Annotated in this window: 24 protein-coding genes; 16 read left to right on the top strand and 8 right to left on the bottom strand. The window is 41.5% G+C overall.

Going from position 1 to position 22,644, the window contains the following annotated elements; genetic code table 11:
- Positions 1-217 precede the first annotated feature (217 nt).
- The 5 genes from deoD to AACZ11_RS02460 are packed head-to-tail and all read right to left on the bottom strand — an operon-like array spanning position 218 to position 3,214.
- A complete protein-coding gene (gene deoD, locus AACZ11_RS02480; RefSeq protein ID WP_290627798.1) occupies positions 218-919 on the bottom strand; it encodes a purine-nucleoside phosphorylase in 702 nt (233 codons plus the stop codon).
- A gap of 7 nt (positions 920-926) precedes the next feature.
- On the bottom strand, positions 927-1,571 hold the full coding sequence (gene deoC, locus AACZ11_RS02475; RefSeq protein ID WP_290627806.1) for a deoxyribose-phosphate aldolase: 645 nt from the start codon (positions 1,569-1,571) through the stop codon (positions 927-929).
- Positions 1,571-1,870: a thioredoxin gene (gene trxA, locus AACZ11_RS02470; RefSeq protein ID WP_290627796.1), complete on the bottom strand. Its 300-nt coding sequence runs from the start codon at positions 1,868-1,870 to the stop codon at positions 1,571-1,573. The genes deoC and trxA overlap by 1 nt, the downstream gene beginning before the upstream one ends.
- Positions 1,871-1,917: 47 nt before the next feature.
- The gene (locus tag AACZ11_RS02465; protein WP_290627794.1) at positions 1,918-2,799 is read right to left on the bottom strand and encodes an RsiV family protein; all 882 of its coding nucleotides are present in this window, start codon (positions 2,797-2,799) and stop codon (positions 1,918-1,920) included.
- A gap of 10 nt (positions 2,800-2,809) precedes the next feature.
- Positions 2,810-3,214 (bottom strand): hypothetical protein, encoded by a 405-nt coding sequence (locus tag AACZ11_RS02460; RefSeq protein ID WP_290627792.1) that lies wholly within the window; start codon positions 3,212-3,214, stop codon positions 2,810-2,812.
- Between the two features lie 88 nt (positions 3,215-3,302).
- Here AACZ11_RS02460 and AACZ11_RS02455 point away from each other — a divergent pair, with 88 nt between their 5' ends.
- The 3 genes from AACZ11_RS02455 to AACZ11_RS02445 all read left to right on the top strand — a co-directional run bounded on the left by AACZ11_RS02455 (position 3,303) and on the right by AACZ11_RS02445 (position 6,533).
- Entirely contained in the window at positions 3,303-4,550 is a 1,248-nt protein-coding gene (locus tag AACZ11_RS02455; RefSeq protein WP_290627790.1) for a PAS domain-containing sensor histidine kinase, read from the top strand.
- 7 nt (positions 4,551-4,557) lie between these two features.
- On the top strand, positions 4,558-5,616 hold the full coding sequence (locus AACZ11_RS02450; protein WP_290627788.1) for a response regulator: 1,059 nt from the start codon (positions 4,558-4,560) through the stop codon (positions 5,614-5,616).
- A 77-nt stretch (positions 5,617-5,693) separates the two neighbouring features.
- The gene (locus tag AACZ11_RS02445) at positions 5,694-6,533 is read left to right on the top strand and encodes a universal stress protein (RefSeq protein WP_290627786.1); all 840 of its coding nucleotides are present in this window, start codon (positions 5,694-5,696) and stop codon (positions 6,531-6,533) included.
- 2 nt (positions 6,534-6,535) lie between these two features.
- Here AACZ11_RS02445 and AACZ11_RS02440 read toward each other — a convergent pair whose 3' ends face one another.
- Entirely contained in the window at positions 6,536-6,760 is a 225-nt protein-coding gene (locus tag AACZ11_RS02440) for a hypothetical protein (RefSeq protein ID WP_290627784.1), read from the bottom strand.
- A gap of 140 nt (positions 6,761-6,900) precedes the next feature.
- On the opposite strand from AACZ11_RS02440, the gene AACZ11_RS02435 reads away from it, so the two are divergent.
- The 12 genes from AACZ11_RS02435 (at position 6,901) to AACZ11_RS02380 (ending at position 20,613) form a co-directional block, all read left to right on the top strand.
- Positions 6,901-7,749 (top strand): universal stress protein, encoded by an 849-nt coding sequence (locus AACZ11_RS02435; protein WP_290627782.1) that lies wholly within the window; start codon positions 6,901-6,903, stop codon positions 7,747-7,749.
- 15 nt (positions 7,750-7,764) lie between these two features.
- Complete coding sequence (locus tag AACZ11_RS02430) at positions 7,765-8,613, top strand: universal stress protein (RefSeq protein WP_290627780.1); 849 nt, start codon at positions 7,765-7,767, stop codon at positions 8,611-8,613.
- A 228-nt stretch (positions 8,614-8,841) separates the two neighbouring features.
- Positions 8,842-10,182: an MBL fold metallo-hydrolase gene (locus tag AACZ11_RS02425; RefSeq protein ID WP_290627778.1), complete on the top strand. Its 1,341-nt coding sequence runs from the start codon at positions 8,842-8,844 to the stop codon at positions 10,180-10,182.
- Between the two features lie 149 nt (positions 10,183-10,331).
- On the top strand, positions 10,332-11,636 hold the full coding sequence (locus AACZ11_RS02420; RefSeq protein WP_290627776.1) for a TolC family protein: 1,305 nt from the start codon (positions 10,332-10,334) through the stop codon (positions 11,634-11,636).
- A 38-nt stretch (positions 11,637-11,674) separates the two neighbouring features.
- Positions 11,675-12,775, top strand: a complete 1,101-nt coding sequence (locus AACZ11_RS02415) for an efflux RND transporter periplasmic adaptor subunit (protein ID WP_290627774.1) — start codon at positions 11,675-11,677, stop codon at positions 12,773-12,775.
- Positions 12,776-12,777: 2 nt separating this feature from the next.
- Positions 12,778-15,990: an efflux RND transporter permease subunit gene (locus tag AACZ11_RS02410; RefSeq protein ID WP_290627772.1), complete on the top strand. Its 3,213-nt coding sequence runs from the start codon at positions 12,778-12,780 to the stop codon at positions 15,988-15,990.
- Positions 15,991-16,029: 39 nt separating this feature from the next.
- On the top strand, positions 16,030-16,335 hold the full coding sequence (locus AACZ11_RS02405; protein ID WP_290627770.1) for a hypothetical protein: 306 nt from the start codon (positions 16,030-16,032) through the stop codon (positions 16,333-16,335).
- Positions 16,336-16,385: 50 nt separating this feature from the next.
- A complete protein-coding gene (locus AACZ11_RS02400) occupies positions 16,386-16,592 on the top strand; it encodes a DUF2892 domain-containing protein (RefSeq protein WP_290627767.1) in 207 nt (68 codons plus the stop codon).
- A 202-nt stretch (positions 16,593-16,794) separates the two neighbouring features.
- A complete protein-coding gene (locus AACZ11_RS02395; RefSeq protein ID WP_290627765.1) occupies positions 16,795-17,601 on the top strand; it encodes a universal stress protein in 807 nt (268 codons plus the stop codon).
- 6 nt (positions 17,602-17,607) lie between these two features.
- Entirely contained in the window at positions 17,608-18,462 is an 855-nt protein-coding gene (locus AACZ11_RS02390) for an ATP cone domain-containing protein (protein ID WP_290627763.1), read from the top strand.
- Entirely contained in the window at positions 18,459-19,829 is a 1,371-nt protein-coding gene (locus tag AACZ11_RS02385) for an MBL fold metallo-hydrolase (RefSeq protein ID WP_290627761.1), read from the top strand. Before AACZ11_RS02390 ends, AACZ11_RS02385 begins: the two co-directional genes overlap by 4 nt.
- 142 nt (positions 19,830-19,971) lie before the next feature.
- On the top strand, positions 19,972-20,613 hold the full coding sequence (locus AACZ11_RS02380) for a hypothetical protein (RefSeq protein ID WP_290627759.1): 642 nt from the start codon (positions 19,972-19,974) through the stop codon (positions 20,611-20,613).
- A gap of 5 nt (positions 20,614-20,618) precedes the next feature.
- Here the strand turns inward: AACZ11_RS02380 and AACZ11_RS02375 are convergent, their stop codons facing one another.
- Together AACZ11_RS02375 and AACZ11_RS02370 are read right to left on the bottom strand one after the other, a co-directional pair.
- The gene (locus AACZ11_RS02375; RefSeq protein ID WP_290627757.1) at positions 20,619-21,449 is read right to left on the bottom strand and encodes a universal stress protein; all 831 of its coding nucleotides are present in this window, start codon (positions 21,447-21,449) and stop codon (positions 20,619-20,621) included.
- Positions 21,450-21,526: 77 nt separating this feature from the next.
- A complete protein-coding gene (locus tag AACZ11_RS02370) occupies positions 21,527-21,925 on the bottom strand; it encodes an Rrf2 family transcriptional regulator (protein WP_290627755.1) in 399 nt (132 codons plus the stop codon).
- A gap of 135 nt (positions 21,926-22,060) precedes the next feature.
- Here AACZ11_RS02370 and AACZ11_RS02365 point away from each other — a divergent pair, with 135 nt between their 5' ends.
- Positions 22,061-22,567: a cytochrome c gene (locus AACZ11_RS02365; RefSeq protein WP_290627753.1), complete on the top strand. Its 507-nt coding sequence runs from the start codon at positions 22,061-22,063 to the stop codon at positions 22,565-22,567.
- Positions 22,568-22,644: the final 77 nt, after the last annotated feature.

Raw genomic sequence — 22,644 nt, 5'->3', positions numbered from 1 at the left:
GGTAAAATTCTTCAAGTAAAACAAACATTTAAAACTGATTCATTTTCTACAACCAGTTCTTCTTTAGTAGACGTTACTGGAATGAGTATAGACATTACACCCTCGTCTGCTTCTAACAAAATTCTAATTGCAATTCATCTTGGTATATCAGGAGGAGCTCAGTATTCTTACGCACACTATGTTTTATTAAGAGGTTTCAGCAATGGAGCCTCTTTTTTTATGGTACGGTATGGAGCGCTATCTCGATCATCGTGCTAAAGGTAGATTCTCTGTCTTCGGCCGAAATTTCTTTTTTAGATACCAAAGAATCTGAAATGGTTAGGATAGCCAGTGCCTTCACCTTGAATTTGGCTGCAATGGTATAGAGTCCGGCTGCTTCCATTTCCACACACAACACACCAAAATCGGCCCATTTCTTATACGAATCGAAGTCATCGTCGTAGAATTCATCTGCCGAAAGCACGTTACCCGCTTTTATGGGAATACCCTGTGAATCGGCATATTTGGCTGCCTTCATAAATAGGTCGAAATCGGCCGTTGGTGAATAATCGGCATTGATAAAACGAGAATTATTGATCCCTGACGTAGAGGAGGCCGCCATGGCAATAACGATATCCCTTAATTTAATATCGGGCTGGTACGAGCCGGCGCTACCTACGCGAATTAGGTTTTTTACACCATAGTCGTTTATAAGTTCATGGCAATAGATAAGGGCCGAAGGGATGCCCATTCCCGTTCCCTGCACCGAGATCCTTTTTCCGCGATAGGTTCCCGTATATCCCAGCATTCCCCGAACGTCATTATAGCATACGGCATCTTCCAAAAATGTTTCAGCGATCCATTTGGCGCGCATGGGATCACCCGGTAGCAAGACCGATTCGGCGATCTGTCCTTTCTTAGCTTCAATATGTATACTCATTTTTCTCTTATGTTTCTGAAACAATAGCGATACCCGATGACGTGCCAATACGGCTCGCCCCTAATGCGATAAACTTACGGGCTGTTTTTACATCTTTTATACCCCCAGAAGCTTTTACTTTTACCGAGGGGCCTACTTCTTCCACCATGAGTGCCACATCATCTAAGGTCGCACCGCCGGTGCCAAATCCCGTGGAGGTCTTTACGTACTGGGCACCGGCTTTAGCGGCTATAGAACAAGCAATGCGTTTTTCTTCATCGGTAAGAAAACAAGTTTCTATAATGACCTTGAGAACAGCGTTCCCAATGACCTCTTTGATGGCGGTAATCTCTTCGTGAACATTTTTGTATTGTTGTGATTTTAGAAGACCGATATTCAAGACCATATCGATTTCATGTGCCCCATCTTTGATGGCCTGCTCTGCTTCACTTCGTTTTGATTTGCTTGAGGCTGCACCTAAGGGAAATCCAACAGTAGCTGCTACTTTTATAGGGGTGTCTAACAGTGCGTTGCTCGCAAGAGAAACATAACAACTGTTCACGCACACCGCATAGAAATGATATTGTTTTGCTTCTTCGCAAAGCTGCAACACGTTTTCGGGTGTGGCGGTAGGAGCGAGCAAAGTGTGATCGATATACTGCCGTAGTTCCATTAATTGTGCGCATTTATCGCTGCGATAATGGCATCCTTCTGCAAGACCCCCGATTGGCGCCATTGCTGTTGTCCGTTCTTAAACAGCAAGAGCGTGGGCACACCTCGAACATTAAATTTAGCTGCAGCCGCTTGATTTTTATCCACATCAATCTTTACGATCTTGATAGCATCTCCCAATTCGTCCTTAACTTGCTTTAGGATGGGAGCGAGCATTTTACAGGGTCCGCACCAATCGGCATGGAAATCGACCAACACAGGTGTTTCAGAATCTATTATGGCATTAAAGTTTTGTTTCATATGTATTATTTTATGCTATAGAAAGATACTTCATTCCGAAGAAATATTTAGCCCAACAGTGGGTTGTTCTTATACTTTCGAAGCACCGGAAGCAACTTAGTCAAGGGTATCTCAATGGAATACGTTCCCGTATAGGAGGGGCATATCACACAGTCGTCGAAATAGAATTCTACCATATCGTCGTTGACAACAAAGTTATTTTTGTACTCAAAGAAATCGTCTTCAGAGATCTCCCAACAATCGTAGAAGAACTCTCCGGAAGCGATCTTCTCATTCAATAATTCATTTAGGATCGTGCGTAATTCTTCTTCCGAGCCATCGATAAAGAAATCTTCGTAATTCATAAACACCGAACGAACCAGATCGAAATTAAGACAATCGAAAGTGTAGGAAGGATGCATGGCGCCGGCGTAGTGATTTTCCTTGTAGAAGAGTACGCTAATGAGCTTTTCATTAATGGAATAGATCTTATAGTCTACTTTGCGCTTTTCCCGGTATCTATTGGTGCGAAGCGTGTCGCAATACAGTTCCTTGTCCTCCAGGATCTGCGCTTCCACCCCTTTAATATCGATATAGTATTTTTGGAGATATTCGTTAAAATTATTGTAGGAAGGCTTGAGAGATTCATTAAGATACGGATATTTAAAATCCAGCACATACATATCCTCCTCTTTAAAGAAAGACTTTGCAACCACCAGTTCTTCAAGTTCAGATCGTTCATCCGCCTTTTGTATGAGTTCCTCTCGCTTGATTTGTATGGTCTGCTGTTTTTTCAGATCGGAGTCTTCCAATGATCTTACAAGGGAGTCTTCCACGGGATCTGTGGCGTCTTCCATAAAGGGGACACCTTCTTTTTTATTAGTGTCATTTTTACAACCGTAGGTGATTATTACAAGTGTTACGGCCAATACTGCTCTTAGAATATGCATGTTTAGTATTTTAAGAATTGAGGGTTAATTTTAATTTGGACAAGAGTACCAATTCCGATTTGTTGGTGCCGGCAAAAGCATCGGCGATGGCTTGGGCCGTCTTCCAGATCAGTTTCTTTCGTTTGTCGTCAAAAAGATGTTCGTGTTCTTTCTTGAATTCACGAAACTCTTCAAAACAATCATCGGCGGCTGCATTGTTGTAATCCAGCCATCCAAAGACGATCTCAATCTGGAATGCCGCATCGCTGTGAAATTCATCCTCCACTTCGTCCACATTCATCCAGTGAGACGAAACGATATCTAAAAGCATATCGTATTCGGCTTTGCGTACTACCTTGTCGGCAGCAGCTACAGCATAGAATAGTTTTCCTATTTTTTGGTAGAATTTCAATTGGGCCGGATGTGTAGTGTCCATAATTTCAGTGTTTTAAAATATGAGATAAAAATAACGAATTCTACCGGTTTGTTTTATGATAAAAATCAGTTCCAAAAACTCTATTAAAATGATTACTTTTGGGGGAATGAAGGTTTTTGAAGAAAAAAAAGATACCATTTTCAAACTTCTTTCTGAAGCTATTTCTGAAGGAATCATTATCGTGAATGCCCGTCAGGAAGTGGTTGCTTCAAACGGGGCTGCCAACGCTATGTTTGGGTACGAGGGGGACGAACTCCTCGGGCAACACTTAAATCTTCTTATTCCGAAGGAATACCACAAAAAGCATGAGGGTCATTTTGAAGCTTTCGTAGAGAATAGTGACACGCGGCAAATGGGTCATGGACGCGATCTGTATGGACTGCGCAAAGATGGCAGTATCTTTCCCGTGGAAGCCGGTCTCAACCCTTTTGAGATCAATGAGCGTACGTACGTAATGGCTTTGGTGAGTGATATTTCCATACGGAAACAACAAGAGAAAGAGATACGCACCCTTAATGAAAGTTTGGAGCAAAGGATCGATTTACGTACCAAGGAACTTCACAGTACGATCATGGAGCTTAAAGATGAGGTCATTAAGCGAAAAGAGGCCGAGAACAAGATGAAAGAATCGCTCCAAAAAGAACGTGAATTGAACGAGCTAAAGACAAAATTCCTTTCGTTGGTCTCACACGAGTTTAAAACACCCTTAAGCGGTATCCTCACTTCTGCTACTTTGGCACGTAAATATACCCAGACCGAACAACAAGAGAAGCGGGAAAAGCACTTAAAGACCATTCAAAGTAAAGTGAAGTACCTCAATAACATCTTGGATGATTTCCTGTCCATAGAGCGTATTGAAACAGGAAAAGCTACTTACAAGTTTAGTGAGTTCCCATTGAGTAAGGTGATCAACGAGGTGATCTATGATGCTAACATGTTGCTCAAGGACGGACAGAGGATCAATTATCCTCACAACATTGATGACATCGTGATCGAGTTCGACGAGAAGATCCTTGAGCTCATCTTAACGAATTTGATCAATAATGCGATCAAGTATTCTCCGGAGCATACGGTGATCGACGTGCAGGTAGCATTGAACAAAGACAATTTATCAATTATGATAACTGATGAAGGCATGGGCATCCCCGAAAAAGAACAAAAGTTTATATTTAACAGGTACTTTAGGGCGGAGAATGCCCTTTTGGATCAAGGCACCGGAATTGGTCTTAACATTGTAAAGAGTCATTTGGAGAACTTAGGAGGTACCATAATGTTTAGCAGTAAGGAAAATAAAGGAAGTTCCTTTACCGTGGTTCTTCCTATTACGCATAATTAGAAGCAGCATGAAAACCATACTTATTATAGAAGACGATATGGCCCTTCGAGAGAATACGGCAGAGCTACTGGAACTTTCACATTACAGGGTGCTAACCGCTCCTAATGGGGCTGCCGGTATTGAGCAGGCAAAGAAGGAAAAGCCGGATATTATTGTATGCGATATCATGATGCCCGAGGTGGACGGGTATGGGGTGCTGCAGGCACTCGCCAGCGACCCGAACACACGCCAGATCCCTTTTATCTTTCTTTCCGCCAAAACCGAGCATAAGGAAATTAGAAAAGGAATGGACCTGGGGGCCGATGACTACCTTACAAAACCTTTTGATGAAGATGAACTTTTAAGTGCTATAGAAAGCCGCTTGGCCAAATCGAGTATTCTATCGGCAATGGCAAAAGAGGCACAACAGTCCGCCATCGACGCCCGCGAAGAGGATAGTGTACGCAATTTGCACGAGCTAAAAAATTTCTTCGACGATAATGGAACGATCATCGAAGTGAAAAAAGGAGACCCTGTCTACAGCGTAGGCGACCACTCGAATAATATCTTTCTCATTCTAAAAGGCGTCGTGAAAAGTCATAAAATGGATGAAAGCGGGAAGGAGTTAACTACCGCTTTACACAAAGCAGATGACTTCTTAGGGTTTACTTCTTTTGAAGAAAACTTCCCCTATCAGGAGTCGGCAACAGCCGTTGAAGATACCGAACTGGCTGCGATCTCTAAAATGGAATTAAAAGAAGTGTTGGGCAAAAGCAAGAATGTATCCTTAGAGTTAATGAATGTGCTCACCGATAATCTTTCAGAAATTAAACAACAACTGCTGCAAATGGCCTATAGTTCCGTTCGGAAAAAAACAGCACAGACCATTCTTCAATTTGCCGCTGTATTGAATAAGAAATCTGAAGACACCATTAAAATTTCACGGAATGATCTCGCAAGTGTGGCAGGGATCGCCACCGAAAGCCTTATTAGAACCTTGTCCGGTTTTAAAAAAGAGGGGCTCATAGAGATTGAAGGACGTAACATTAGAATCCTCGATCTTGACCGTCTCGAGACCATCGAATAGTTTTTTTGCAAAACTGATTATTGTCATTCTTTAGCTGACCCGTTCCCGATACTTTTGTCTTGTTACAAAGTAGTGAGATGAAGAATATTCTTATCCCAACAGATTTTTCAAAAAATGCTCAGAATGCAATACGGTATGCGCTGTCCTTCTTCGAAGATACCCCTGCCAATTTTTTTCTGCTGCATGTCTCGTTGGTGGAAGAATTGAACGAAGAAGAATGTTTTTACAAATATTCTGAAACAGTTACAGATCAAAAAGTAATCTACGACCCTTCTGAAACCTTAACCGCCGAACTTAGAAAAGTACAAAAGCTCACTGCCAATACAAGGCACCATTTTTATGCGATCCATGAATATATACATTTTGTGGAAGCCATCCGCAAACATGTGGATGAGAAGAAGATCGACTATATCGTTATGGGAACTAAAGGAGCCTCTCAATTGAATGCCTCTACCATTGGCAGTCATACGGGCGAGGTCATCACCCGGGTGAAATGCCCTGTACTTGTAATTCCGGAGCAGGCAAGGTATACACCGCCAAAAAACATTCTTTTCCCAACCGATTTCAACATGTATTATAAGTCCCGGATTTTAAAGACCCTTTCCGAAATACTTCGGGTAAAAGAAGCAGCCTTACGAGTATTGTATGTTTCTAAGAAAGTACATGAATTGAGTTCCCTTCAGCAAAAGAACAGAAATTTTTTGCAGGAACACTTTGAAAATAAACCACATCACTTCTATTATATCACAGATTTAAATATTGACAACGCCATAGAGAGTTTCGTGGCAAAGAATGATACCGATATGATCGCCATGGTGGCGAAAAATTTGAATTTCTTCCAACGCATACTATTTCGGCCCACAGTAGAAAAGATAAGTTACCATACTAAGATACCTTTCTTGGTCTTGCACGAATAATGCTAGTCGTTCCTGCCAATAGGATGGTCTTCGTAAAAATCCTCAAAAGTCTTCTCGGTACTGTAGTCATCTGTCAAAACACGGTAAACGGTATATACCAATATGGCTTGGCCAAGCGTGGTAAGATAGAAGACCCAGCCAAACGGCATGTCCATCGAAACAAAGACGACGACCGTAAGTAGAATAAGGGTGGAAATGGCCACCCATGCCATAGCACTAAGTTTCATTTTTTGGTTACAAGATACCATTTGTACTAGAGAATTTATCTTAAGGTTTCGCTAAAAATCAATAGGTTAGCTGATAATTATCATTCTTTTTCCAAGACGTTCAGTGTATATTTGAGACTATCAACATGTAATCTTTTACCATGCGAAAAGTACTCATATCCACCGATTTTTCTGAAAATGCCATGAATGCGATACGCTATGCGTTAGAATTGTTCAAATACGAGCGAAGCGAATTTATCATCTTTCATGCGTATGCAGATGAGGTCTATGAGAATACCTTGGAAATGTCTCGTGAACTCTTTGAAGCATTTAGAGAAAAGGTGCAAGAACGCTCGGACAGAGAACTACAAGCTATTCTAAAGGAAATGCTTAGTATATCTCCCAATCCACGACATGAGTACAATTTCCGTTCGGTCTTTGGGAGTCTGGTAGATGTATCGAACGACCTTGTTGACTCCGAAAATGCCGATGTGCTTGTGATGGGAACCAAGGGTGCAACAGACCAACGGGAGATCACTTTTGGGAGTAATACCCTTCAGGTTATAAAGTATGTGAAATGTCCGGTTTTGGCAATTCCCTCAAGATTTCACGACGTACATCCCAAACATATACTCTATACCACAGATTATATGTTACCCTGCCAACGACGTGAACTGAAATTAGTAAGCACTATCGCCAAAAAGTTTGTTGCAACCGTTCATTTTCTGTACATATCACCGTTTAGCTCCCTTTCATTTAGGCAACAGGATAATAAATTCCTGCTGTCCTGTTTTCTTTCAGACAATAAAACACAATTTCATCAACAAGAAGGCAAAGATATTCCGAGTAGGATACACACCTTTATTAAAGACCATAAGATTGATATGTTGGTAATGACCAATTCACGTCATTCGTATTTAGAGCATGTATTACATACTTCCAAGGTGGAAGAGATTGGTTTACAGATCCAAATACCCTTTTTAGTCCTACAAAATTTACCACGAAATTAATGTAAATCCGCAGCCATGAAAAAGATCCTGTTGCCTACCGATTTTTCCGAAAATGCCCTGAACGCTTCAAGATACGCCCTGCAATTCTTCGCGAACGAAACCTGTACCTTTTATTTGCTCAATACCTTTACGCCTGCCGCCTACAATGTGGGAATGATGGCAGATAGTTATTCGGCTTTACGACTCCAGGAGATCGTACGGGGGAATTCAGAGAAAGGCCTGGAGCGCATGGAGAAGACTTTAACACAAGAATTTAACAATCCAAAACACAGCTTTGAACGCATCGCCAGTTTTAACTTGCTCGTTATGGAAATGATCGATCTAACCGAAACGCAAGATATCGACATGATCGTGATGGGTACACAAGGAGCCACCGGAGCCAAGGAGGTATTTCTAGGAACTCACACCACATACACGATTAAAAAGGTGAAGTGCCCCGTGTTGGCAGTACCTTCAGGATTTCATTATGAGGCTCCCAAAGAAATTCTTTTTCCTACCGATTACACGGTGAGTAAAACGAATCCTTATCTTGCTTTGATCAAAGAAATTTGTAAGAACCATGTGGCCCGACTCAATATTTTGAATGCTTACTACGGCGAGCCCTTAACAGAGGAACAGGAAGATATCAAGGATTTCTTGGATCACTATTTTAAAGATAATGCACACCTTTTTCATATTGCTGAAAATACCGACGTTTTGGGAGCGATCGAGCAGTTTCAGAGAAAACAAAAGATCAATCTACTCGTGATGGTCCATAACAAGCATTCTTTTTTCGAGAATATGCTTTTCAAGCCCGTGATCAATCAAGTTGCGTATCATACAAACATTCCTTTTCTGGTGGTTCCTGCCGAAATAAATGTTTAATAAACAGGTAGCTAAAGTGCACAAAGAATCGTAGGGTAAGTGAAACAATTGTTACAGGAAAAGCGAATTCTAATCTTTCTTTTTACATAGTTCACAACCGTAATTAGTAAAGATCAAAGTCGTTTTTGCACTTTAGTAGAAAAAATAATTTTAAAGTTTTGTTAGAATAAGACCTTCTCTTTTTCTTTTAATGCTAAGTTTAGTAAATTCAAAAAAATAAATAATTCTATGAAGATCAAACAATTTGAATATGAGCCACTTTCACACTTTTCATATGCTATTGTAAGCGAAGGAAAAATGGTGTTGGTAGATCCTGAGAGAAATCCTATACAGTATTATAAATACGCAGAAGATAACAACGCGCAGATTGTTGCTGTTTTTGAAACTCATCCGCATGCCGATTTTGTAAGTTCACATCTTCAAATCCATAAAGAAACGGGTGCTACCCTCTATTGTAGTAAAAAAACGGGTGCCGATTACCCCCATGTGCCTTTTGATGAAACTGATGAAGTGATGATTGGGAATTGTACATTTAAAGCCATCAATACACCGGGTCACTCTCCGGACAGTATCACTATCGTTGCTTCGGAAGCGAATAAAACAGCACTTTTTACGGGAGATACTTTATTCGTGGGTGATGTGGGACGACCTGATCTTCGTGAAAAATCCGGTCACATGAAAGCCAAACGCGAAGAATTGGCAAAAATGATGTATGAAACCATTCAGAATAAATTTACCAATTTACCGGACAACGCTTATGTATATCCGGCACATGGCGCTGGTTCCCTCTGTGGAAAAGGGATGAGCGAGGACGCCTCGTCTAGTACATTGGGTAACGAACGCGTTGGGAATTGGGCCTTCAAAAAACAAACACAAGAACAGTTTATAAACCATTTGCTGGATTCGCAACCTTTCATTCCACACTACTTTGGGTACAATGTGGATGTTAATAAAAATGGTGCTGTCAATATGCGCGCTGCTTTAGGCAACATTGAATGCAAGCTAAATGTAACAGAAGTAAAAGAAGAATCATTGATTATTGACATTCGGGATGAGGAAACCTTTAAAGAGAAGCACCTTCCTGGCAGTCTTAATATTATGGCTACGTCTAAAGCATCAAAGTTTGAAACTTGGTTAGGATCGATCGTACGACCAAACGAGAAATTCCACTTGGTCGTTGATTCCATAGAAAATGTTGAGAATATACTGAACCGAGCCGCCAAGATCGGATATGAGACTAATATTAAAACGGTACTTACTCTCGGCGATGTCAAATTAGAAGCGTCACCTTCGTTCCATTTGGAAGCATTCAAAGAAAATCCCAAAGACTACACGATCATAGACGTTCGGAATGAGAGTGAAGTTTCCGAAGGAAAATTATTCGAACACGCACTGCCGATTCCACTGCACCGATTGCGCGATCAAGTAGATGAAATACCCACGGATAAACCTATAGTGGTGCATTGTGCCGGAGGCTATCGCAGTGCTGCCGGAACCAGTATTCTTCAAAGAGCAATAAAAAATGCGGCTGTTTATGACCTTAGCGATGATGTAAAAGATTTCAAATGATAGAGTTCGCGTCATAAAGACCTCGACATTCATTGTATTATGCACCCCAAAGTGGGTGCTTTTTTTTTTCACCATAAGAATCTTTGGTAACATTAGTTACTGACCCACCTATATATCTACCGTAGGTTTGCATCAAATTAAATTTTAAAATGAGAATTAAAAATATAGGTGTACTCATTGCTTTGCTACCCGCGATAATTTCCGCACAGCAAGCGGTACCCATTTCCAAGGCAGAAGTGATGGAAAAGGTGATGCAGCAAAATAATGAATTGAAGATAGGAGCACAGCAAGTACTTGCCGCTAAGGGAGATTACCGCCAAACCAACGCGGTGTTTCTTCCAACGATCAATGCTTCGCACAGTGGAATGACAACAACCAACCCTTTAATGGCGTTCGGTTTTAGACTAAACCAAGAATTAGTCACCCAAGCCGATTTTGATCCAAACAACCTAAATGATCCTTCCCAAATAAATCTGTTCGCAACAAAGGTTGAAATGCAACAGCCTCTTATAAATATTGACGGTATATTTCAGCGAAAAGCGGCAAAAGCAAGCTGGGAGGCCACTCGAATGCAGTTGGCGCGAACCGCCGATTATCTCTGGTTGGAAACCGAAAAGGCCTATATGCAACTACAGTTAGCTTATAAAAGTGTAGCTGTGTTGGAAATAGCCTTGGAAGCTGCTAACGAGAATCTGCGATTGGCAAATAACAGGTTTAAACAAGGATATCTACATCAAAGTGATGTTCTGGCCGTGCAAGTGCGTGTTTCTGAAGTTGAGAATCAATTGCAATACGCTAAGAGTAACGTATTAAACGCTTCGGAATATCTTGGGGTGCTTATGAATGAAGAGATTTTTGGAGTTTTAGATCCAATCGATTCGTTAAGGGTTGTTTCGGAATTGAATACCGCCGAAACCATTTCGAATTCCAGAGCCGATATACAGGCGATGGAATTTGCAGCGGAAGCTTATAAACAAAACTACAAAGCCGATAAGATGACGTTTCTCCCTAGGCTGAATGCCTTTGGAAGCTACGAACTATATGACGATCAGATTTTTCAGGCAGACGCGAACGGTTATTTGTTTGGCGCAGCTTTAACTTGGAATCTTTTTGAAGGTTCAAAACGCTTTGGAAAGATTGAAAAAAGTAAGGCCGAATTTAACAAGGCAAATCTGGCGTTGGAACAATACAGGGCTGAAAGCCAAATGGAACTAAACAAGGCGAGACGTATGTTCCTAGATGCGCAGAACAGTTTAAAGTTGACTGAACTGGCATTGGAGCAATCAAAAGAAGCCCTGCGAATCCGAACCAACCGATTTAAGGAAGGGCTAGAAAAAACAACTGATTTGTTAATGGCAGAAACGCAATATTCACAGAAACAATTGGAGTATTTCAATATCGTTTTTCAGCATAATTACGCCTTAGCGTATTTACAATTCTTAACAAAAAACTAAAGAAACCGAAATCAACAAGATTTAAAAAAACATAAAAAATGAAACAAATTTATACCGGCATACTTCTTTTAGGAATTCTTGGCTTTAGCAGTTGCGGCAATTCTTCCGAAGAAAAAAATATTGACAATTCAGCAGCGATTCCGGTGACGGTGCGTTCAGTAACTGCAAAAAACAACACCCCTTTCTTAACGGCCAGCGGAAAAATAGAAGCCGCAAATAGCGCCACCCTCAGCACCCGAATGATGGGTTTTGTGGATAAGGTTCACGTGAATGTTGGGGATAAAGTTACAAAGGGACAGTTGTTAATTAGTATAAACAATGCCGATCTTTCGGCAAAACAAGCGCAGACCAGTGCCGGCATTGCCGAAGCACAAGCGGCTTTTAACAATGCTGAAAAAGATTACCATCGATTTCAAAACCTCTTTGACGATAACAGTGCGAGCCAAAAGGAACTCGACGACCAACGTGCACGGTATGAAATGGCAAAAGCCCGACTAGAAGGGACAAAGCAAATCAAAAATGAAATACAATCGCAGTTTGCCTATGTAAATCTGCGGTCGCCTTTCAACGGCGTAGTGACCAACCATTTTATTGAAGTAGGTGATATGGCGAACCCGGGAGAGCCTTTGCTTTCGGTGGAGGGTCCGGGTACTTTTGAAGTTACCGCTTCAGTACCCGAAGGTGAAATTTCAAAAATAAAGTCGGGAGCAGTAGTACAAGTGCACGTGAAGTCTTTAGATAGAATACTTCACGGCACGGTTACCGAAGTTAGTAGTTCCGCTAAAAACACGGGTGGCCAATATCTTGTAACAGTGGTTTTGGACAGAACTGATGCAACAATTCTTTCGGGTATGTATGCTACGGTACAATTTCCCTTAGAAGCGAAGACGGAAACGAGCTTAATTATGGTCCCGGAGGACGCTTTAGTAAAACGCGGACAATTGACAGGGATTTATACTGTAAGTCAGAGCAATACCGCCTTACTGCGTTGGTTGCGCCTAGGCCGGACTTTTGGAGAGAATGTGGAGGTGCTTTCGGGCCTTTCCGCAGATGAAAACTATATTATTGCTGCCGAAGGCCTGCCTGCCGGACAGCATGGAAAGCTTTTCAACGGAGCGAAAATAACCCCTAAAGAATAAGAATGAAAGACGGATTAGCTGGCAAGATTGCTAAATTATTTATAGGTTCAAAGCTTACAGTACTGTTGATGATCGTATTTATGGTCGTAGGTGTCTGGAGCTCGTTTTTGATACCCCGCGAAGAAGAACCGCAGATTGATGTCGCCATGGCCGATATCTTTGTTGGTTACCCGGGTGCCTCTCCAACCGAAGTAGAATCGAGGGTAGTAAAACCTTTGGAGAAATTAGTTTCCAACATCCCGGGAGTTGAGTATGTGTATTCCACCTCCTCAAAGGAAGGAGCGCTAGTAATCGTGCAGTTTTATGTAGGCGAAGATATTGAACGTTCGTTCGTCAAGCTATATAATGAGATGAACAAACATATGGACCAAATACCTCCGGGCGTAACCATGCCACTTGTGAAACCTCGTGCCATTGATGATGTGCCTATGCTGGGAATAACGCTTTGGAGCGAAACGTATGATGATTTTCAACTGAAGCAGATTGCCGATGAACTCACCCAAGAAATTGAAGAAGTAAAACAGGTTTCAGCCACTCAGAAAATTGGAGGTAGAAACAGACAATTGCGGGTAATATTAGACAAGGACAAATTGGCTGCAAGCGGTCTCGACTTTTTGGGCGTTGCCGAAATGTTAAAAGCAAACAACCAGCAAATGAGTTCAGGCAGTTTTGATAAGAATGATACAGAGTTTTTGGTCACCACCGGGAATTTCCTAAAAAGTGCTGCCGATGTTGAGAATTTGGTGGTGGGTGTGCAGCAGGATCAGCCTATCTATCTTAAACAGGTTGCAAGTATTGTTGATGGACCGGAAATACCTAGACATTATGTTTCCTTTGGCTTTGGTGGCGCAGGTGAAAATGCCTTAAAACACCTTTCGGAATATCCTGCCGTGACCATTTCTGTTGCAAAAAGAAAAGGAGCCGATGCCATGCAGATTGCCGATGTGATAATCGATAAGGTTGAACATTTGCGAAGCAATTTAATTCCGGATGATGTTCGTGTAGAAATTACCAGAAATTACGGGGAAACCGCTTCCCAAAAGGTTTCAGAATTATTAATGCACCTATTAGGAGCCATCTTGGCCGTTACTCTAATTGTAATGTTAGCAATGGGCTGGCGCGGTGGATTGGTCGTATTCCTTTCGGTACCCATCACCTTTGCGCTGACACTTTTGAGTTATTATCTGCTCGATTATACGCTTAATAGAATTACACTTTTTGCCTTGGTCTTTGTCACGGGAATCGTGGTGGACGACTCCATTATCATAGCCGAAAATATGCACCGGCATTTCAAAATGAAACGCTTGCCTTTTAAGCAGGCGGCCATTTATGCAATAAATGAAGTAGGAAACCCAACTATTTTGGCAACGTTTACGGTAATTGCTTCAGTGTTACCCATGGCGTTCGTTTCCGGACTAATGGGGCCTTATATGTCGCCAATGCCTATTGGAGCCTCCATTGCGATGATACTGTCGTTGTTTGTGGCTTTAACGGTTACGCCTTATTTAGGGTATATTTTCCTAAGACAGAAAGAGAAACCTGTCCGCCGAGGTGGGAATGGGAAAGGTCCAAAAGAAGAAAAACCGGTGGAAAACACCTTCATTTATAGAGTTTACTCAAAACTGGAAACCCCTTTGATCGAAAACAAGAAGACGCGTTGGCTGTTTTTGGGAATTACCGTTGTTATGCTTTTGGGTTCTGTCATGTTATTCTTTACAAAATCAGTTGCCGTGAAAATGCTTCCTTTCGACAATAAGAATGAAATGCAAGTAGTGATCGATATGCCCGAAGGAACCACCTTGGAAAGAACAGCGGTGGTTGCCCGTGAAATTGGGCAGTACCTTTCAACGCATCCTTTGGTAGTGAATTACCAAAATTATGTGGGTACCTCGGCACCCATAACCTTTAACGGTTTGGTGCGTCATTACGACCTTCGAGGAGGGAGTAACATGGCCGATATCCAAGTGAATTTAGTTGGAAAGGAAGATCGTAGCGATCAAAGCCACGACATTGCGAAAGAACTTCGGCCACATATTCAGGAAATCGGAAATAAGTTTGGTGCCAACGTAAAAATAGTGGAAGTACCGCCTGGGCCACCTGTCTTATCCACCATTGTGGCAGAAATCTACGGACCTGATTACGACCAGCAAATTGCAGTGGCCGAAAAGATACAAAACATTCTCAACGAAACTCAGGATGTGGTTGACGTGGACTGGATGGTAGAAGCCGATCAAAAAGAGTACGAGTTCATTATTGACAAGGAGAAGGCGATGCGTTACGGCGTGACGCCGCAGCAGATTGTCAATATGATGAATATAGCCCTTTCGGATAGGCCAGCAACCCAACTCTATGATGAAACAGCTACCGATCAAGTGGGAATACTGCTTGCTTTGGATGAAAAGGAAAAATCCACCATTCAGGATATTTCCCAGTTGAAGATTGCCTCAAAACAAGGACATATGATTTCGGTAGGCGATTTGGTCGATATCCGACAAAGCATCCGGGCCAAGAGTATTTATCGCAAAAACCAAAAGCGAGTAGTCTATGCGCTGGCCGATATGGCAGGCGAACTCGAAAGCCCGGTGTACGCCATTTTGGGAATGACCGATAAGCTTAATGAAATTGAGTTGCCCACGGGTTACAAAATGAATGAACTGTACTTGCAACAGCCAGAACATGCAGACGATTTTACCGTGAAGTGGGATGGCGAGTGGCAGATTACGCTGGAAGTATTCCGTGATCTGGGAATTGCTTTTTTAGGTGTAATCATTCTCATTTACATGTTGATCGTGGGTTGGTTCCAAAATTTTAAGGCTCCTGTGGTCATGATGGTTGCCATTCCCTTATCGTTAATAGGAATTGTACTCGGTCATTGGATTATGGGTGCGTTTTTCACAGCTACATCATTTATCGGAATGATCGCTTTGGCAGGTATTATGGTGCGAAACTCGGTGCTGTTGATTGATTTTGTGAATCTGCGAACTGCTGAAGGAATTCCGTTAAAACAAGCCGTTATTGAGGCGGGTGCTGTACGAACAACCCCCATCTTGTTGACGGCGGGAACTGTTGTTATTGGTGCTTTCGTAATACTTTTTGACCCGATTTTCCAAGGGCTCGCCATTTCATTGATGGGCGGAACCATAGTTTCCACAATACTCACGCTGCTTGTTGTACCGCTGGTTTATTATATGATAGAACGGAAAAACAATAAATAGTAGTGAGTAATAAGAATAAATAATTAAAACTATAAACGGATGAAATTATTGATCGTAACCACTGTAGACGAATTTCAGAAAGACGTGTTGCAACTTTTCAAAAAAGCAAATATTGAGAGCTTCAGCGGTTCTGACATTGAAGGCTATAAGAACGCATCTTCCTTTATGCTAAACTCCAGTTGGTTTCCTTCTGAAAAAGGAGGCGCAGACAGCAGTATGTTCTTCTCCTTCACCGAAGATAAGAATATTGATTCGTTTTTCAACTTAGTGGTGCAATTCAATACAATGATGGAAACTAACAACCCGATCCATGCAGTGGTTGTTCCTATAGAACGGAGTATTTAAAGATAAGCGAAACAAATAAAGAGAGGAATTCTAACATTAAAATAATTAGTATGATCAACAGATATATTAGAGCTATTGCCGGAACTTTTATTTTGATCAGCCTTTTGTTGGCTGTTTATGTAAATATAAGCTGGTTGTGGTTCACAGGTTTTGTAGGTGTCAACTTGCTACAATCATCGTTTACCAGATGGTGTTTGATGGAAAAAATTCTCAAAAAGTTTGGGGTTCAAGAAACGGGAGGAGACTGTTGCGTGTAGAAATCTGTTCTACTTGTAAGTGTGAGAACGGATTTATAACTTGATCAGTCCTATCCTATTGGATATGATTATAATCATATTACGAGGAGGCTGAAAAGCATATCTTTGAATTAGTAAATTCCATTTTGGGAGGAGATCCATTGTCCAATATTAAAAACAGTAGGAGCGATACAATCCCAAAAAAAATTTAAAGTTTTCAACGATGAAAAAGAAAGTTTTGATCCCTACAGATTTCTCCAAGAACGCATGGAACGCCATCGCCTATGCTGCCGATCTCTATAAAAGGGAAGAAGTAGAATTCTATCTGGTACATGCCTATGGGGATTCCCGCTCTAAGATCGCAAATGAAAAAGCCGAAAAGGAACTTCAAAAGACCTTACAACATTTAGAAATACGAACCATCCATCCGCGACATAACTACAGTACGTTAGCATTAGATCTTTTACCTCTAAAAGCGCTAAAGCAGACTATAGAAAAATACGATATCGAACTCGTGGTTATGGGAACCAAAGGTCAAACCGATGCGACCGATGTGCTCTTTGGCAGTAATACCATAAATGCCATGGAAAAGATACGTAATTGCCCTGTATTGGCAGTCCCGGGTAATGTAATATATCAAGATCCAAATGAGATCGTTTTTCCCACCAGTTATAAAACGCATTACAAAAAGCGCGAAATGCAGCACCTGTTCGAAATTTCTAGGATCACCAATGCGCCTATACGAATTCTACACGTTCAGAAAAAAGAAAAACTTAGCGAGGCACAGCAACACAATAAAGAACTGTTGGAAGACTGTTTGGATGGTACGCAGTTTAGCTTTCACTGGTTGGAAAATATAGACATTCAAGAAGGGCTTCTTCAATTTGTTGAAGAACGAAAGAGCGGGATGATCGCCTTTATTAATAAAAAGCACCTTTTCTTCGGAAGTGTTTTTTCAAACCCTTTGGTAAAAAAATTAGGATTGTACTCCAAAGTACCGGTCCTCGCACTCCATGATTTTCGTAATTAACCCTAGATGAAAGAATCCCATCAAAAATTTGATGTGGTCAAGTCTTCCGGGGAGGTAGTGCGATTCTCTGTGGAAAAACTAAAACATTCCTTACATCGTAGCGGCGCCGATGATAAAGCCGTACAGGAGATTGTCGATATTGTTCGTGACGAACTCTACCAAGGTATTTCTACCAAAGAGATCTATAATAGGGCTTTCGCATTGCTAAAGAAAAAGAAATCGGTATATGCCTCCAAATACAAATTAAAGAAAGCGATCTACGAACTGGGCCCCACAGGATTTCCATTCGAGAAATTTATTGCAGCACTGTTGTTCTATTCAGGATATGCTACGCGAACAGGGCAAATACTACAGGGACGTTGTGTAGATCATGAAGTGGATGTTGTCGCTCTTAAGAACGGTCAACATATCGTAGCCGAATGTAAATTCCACAGTGATGAAGGGCGCAATTGCAATGTGAAAGTGCCGCTTTATATCCATTCTCGTTTTAAAGATATTGAAGCGTATGGTATGGAGCTCAAGAATCCTAAGATCACGCCTAACGAAGGATGGGTGGTGACCAACACACGGTTTACAGCAGATGCGATCGAATACGGTACCTGTGCAGGCTTGGTATTGTTAAGCTGGGATTATCCGAAGGGTCATAGTTTAAAGGAACGTATTGACCGTTTGGGCTTATATCCAATTACTGTTTCTACATTATTGTCCTCTAGAGAAAAGCAGTTTCTACTGAGCCGGGATGTGGTACTTTGCAGGGAGTTGGTCAATGATGCGTTCTACTTAGATCATTTGGGGATTTCCAACGGTAGGAAAGTCAAAATTCTTGCAGAGATATCCTCGCTTTGTAAAGGTACATCATGAAAAAAATCAAGGTGCATTTTTTAGGGGCAGCAGGAACCGTTACGGGGTCTAAATTTCTGTTGGAAACCCCCGAGCAGACTATTCTTATTGATTGTGGGATGTTCCAAGGACTGAAGGAATTGCGCGAAAAAAACTGGGAATATTTGCCTGTGGATGTTTCAAAAATAGATGTGGTGCTGCTCACACATGGTCACTTAGATCATACGGGCTATTTGCCACGATTGGTAAAGCAAGGATTTCGAGGTAAGATCGTAGGTACAGCACCCACGCTGGAAATTGCAAAGATTATTTTATTAGACAGTGCCAAGATCCATGAAGAGGAAGCCGAAAAAGCCAACGAAGAAGGCTATTCTAAGCATTCTCCTGCAGAGCCATTCTATACTGTCGAGGATGCCGAAGTCACCCTTGGATTCTTTCAGAAAGAGGAAAAGGATAGCTGGAACCGACTTTCAGAAAACATACAATACAGATTCCAATATAACGGTCATATCATTGGTGCGACCTTTATCGAATTGGATCTCTTCGGAAAGATCTTCGTCTTTTCCGGTGATGTGGGAAGAGAGAACGATCTGCTCCTTTTTCCCCCGAAAAGACCCCAATGGGCAGACTATCTTTTTATGGAAAGCACCTATGGACACAAATTACACCCCACCGAAAGTGTTTCAGAAAAATTAGTGGAACTCATCAACAGGACCATACACAATCGCGGCAATTTGATCATTCCTTCCTTTGCGGTTGAACGATTACAGACGTTGATGTTTCTGCTTTGGAAATTGTACGACAAAAACCGAATACCGAATATCCCAATATTTATAGATAGCCCCATGGGCAACAATGTATTATCTGTGTTTCAGAAATTTCCGGATTGGCACAAACTTCCTATGAAAGATTTCAACGCCATGAACAGCCGAATGAATATCATCACCTCCTATAAAGAAACATGGGAAACCATAGATAATCCGCAGCCCAAAGTGGTGATAGCAGGTAGCGGCATGGTCACCGGCGGAAGGGTTTTGACCTATCTGAAGCAGTTGATAGATAAAACGAATACTACAGTATTATTGGTGGGGTACCAAGCTGAAGGAACCCGCGGACGGCAGTTGCTGGAAGAAACGCATGAAATAAAGTTCTTCGGAAAGTATTACGAGGTCAAGGCAACAGTGGATCATATAGAAAGTCTTTCGGCGCATGCAGATCAGCAAGGGCTGTTAAACTGGACAAGCAACATAAAGAACATACCTGAAGAAACCTTTCTTATTCATGGAGAACCTTCGGCACAGCATGCATTGCGTGTAAAACTGAAGGATACGTATGCGTGGAGGGTTTCCGTTCCGAAGTTATACGACATCAAAGAAATCTATATCTAACAAAATTCTTTGGGAAGCTGAGGGATATCATATGTAAGGAAGACCAATTACGCTACTTTTAATGCGTATTTAGGGAACTTGGTACAAGATACCTGTAGCACCTATGATCAAAAATTTTTTTAACCCTATCAAACAAAAGACAATGCGACTACACTATGTTTTTTTTGGAATACTATTAGGGCTTCTTAGCGGATGCGCCTCCAGTAGATTGGTGAACCAATGGAAAAGTCCCGACACCCCCGTTTTTGAAGCGAATAAAGTATTGGTGATAGGGATGACGGCAAATATTGATTCCAGAAGGATGTTCGAGGATGAGCTGGTGTCTCGTTTGGAGAAAGAAGGCGTGATCGCCGTGAAAAGCGTCGACTTTTTCGATACTTCTTTTACGAATGCCGAAAAGACCGAAGCCGAACTCAATGCCATCGAGAACCAACTGCTGCAAGCCGGATTTGATGCTGTTTTAATATCAAAGGTCACAGGTTCCGAAGACCGAACTACGCTAGTAGGATCGATCAACGCATTTAGGAACGAAATAGGCTCTTTTAGAGAATACTATTACGAGAATCAGCAAATCTATTCGGAAGCACAGCAACCTTCTTCGTACAAGGTTTACCATACCGAAACCTCACTCTTTTGTATATGCCCCGGGAAAGAACGAGAGTTGTTATGGAAAGGAATGATAGATGTAATAGATCCGCAACGAGCAGGGCGTGCCGTGGCAGATTACGCCCGAATTCTTATGAAGGAAATGGCACAGCAACAAATGCTGTTGGTTGCCAATTGATATTGTTAGCAATGGATGATCAATAAGGGTACCGGACTTTCATAACTTATTTTTGAAGCCCCCGACCCAAAAAGCAATCTATCTAAAAAATGCTGTTCTTCCACGATGACGGTATGCAGTTCGACGGGCATTAATTGTTCAAAGGCTTTAATGGCCATGGCTTCAGGAATATCCTTTACACGAAATAACTGGTAATTGAGCATCTTCTGCAATCGCTCCAAATTGGCAGTAGTATCTTTGGCAGTTATTGCAGCTTCCGATTCTTTAATGTCCAAGACTTTTAAGTTTGCTTTGTGTAATGACAGCACCTCTTTTAATAAGGGAACCTGCGACATAGGAAAGGACTGGTAGTTAAGAGATAGTAAAACCGATTTTATCGGCGTGAACCGATACGCTTCCGGAACCGTAAGTACGGTACAGTCTACTTTGCGAATTACCTGTAGTGTATTGCTGCCAAAGACAACTTCTTTGGCATTGGTGGCACCATTGGTTCCCATAATAATAAGATCGATATTGTATGTCACCACCGCTTGGTTCACGGCATCGCAAAAAACGTCGTAATCCAGCAGGGGTTTAAAGGTATAGCGTTCCTCTTTGTATGTTTTTTGGAGGTAATCGATTACTTCCTTAATTGCTTTCTTATTGTCTTGAAGAACACCATTGTAAATCGAATCTGTCGGCGATCCGCTCATTACCTCACTTAAGGTGAAATCGGATGTTTTCTGAACGTTCAACACATAGAAGTGCATTTCCATTCCGGCAAAGAATTTCATTGCGTATGTGATGGCATTCATGGCGTTTTCTGAAAAATCGGTAGGAAGAAGAATATGTTTCATGCTACTATATTTTCTCAAAAATAGTAAGAAGGTGCGTACATAGGTATGATTTCGGTCATATTACAAAAAGCATTTCCTTATGCTTTTAAATGCGCTAAGGTAATGTTCTTAAAACGTTCGCGAAGTGCAGATTTCTCCTCAACAATAAGTTCATGAATGGCACATGGATTTTGCGCATCGCAGTTCTCTAAATTTAAAGCACATTCTTGGAGCCGGTCCTTACCTTCCAATTCGATAATAATGTCTAAAACCGAATGCTGTAATTGCGCATCGGTCAGGTAAAAACCCCCATGCCTCCCTTTGGTAGATGAAATTAGGTTCTTTGCCGCAAGTTGCTGAAACAGTTTTGACAGGAACGCCTGTGGAACCTCGGTTGCTTCGGCAATATCTTTGACCAACAATTTTTTTTCTTCCGAAGCATTTGCCACCAAATAGACCAAGGCTTTTACCGCATATTTTGAAGAATGTAACAGCATGACATCGTATCGTTAAGGATAACCGGAATCAAATATACATTATAAAAAGAGAAAACAATCCTTTTATGATAAATATCATATTTTAAATTGGTTTTCACCGCTACTTTTGACCCGTAATATTTAATCAAATGTACCATGAAATATCTATTTAAATCGCTGTCGGTTCTTTTTGTCTTCACATTGCTAAGCTGTGGAGGAGGCGATGAAAAAAAGGAAAAGGAACAAGTAAAAATTGGAAGTTATAAAAAAGAAGAAACTACCAAGGCTGTGGAAAAGACTCCGGCCACAACCGCTACGATCGATCTTTCCAGTAAAGGGGTAGGACCTATCAAGAATTTAGAATTACCCGAAACGATCGATCAGGGCTTAGCGTCTCAAGGTCAAGAATTGTTTAAAACAAAATGTACGGCTTGCCACAAGGTAGGAAAAAAATTCATCGGACCAGCTCCCGATGGGGTCACAAAAAGACGTAGTCCGGAATGGATCATGAACATGATCTTGAACCCTGAAGAAATGGTACAGAAGGACCCAATCGCAAAGCAATTGCTTATAGATTATAACGGATCTCCAATGGCCAACCAGAGCTTGACCGAAGCAGAAGCACGAAGCATTCTGGAGTATTTTAGAACCTTGGATCAATAATTCAGTAAAGAAGCATATATCACCAACCAATCAACCAGCCAAGACGTACTTTGAAGTGCTTTTGGCATAAAAACGAA

It is taken from the genome of uncultured Altibacter sp., from assembly GCF_963972995.1.
In the GTDB taxonomy this organism is placed as follows: domain Bacteria; phylum Bacteroidota; class Bacteroidia; order Flavobacteriales; family Flavobacteriaceae; genus Altibacter.
The sequence above is the reverse complement of the archived record's forward strand: the minus strand, read 5'-3'. Positions and strand labels throughout refer to the sequence as shown.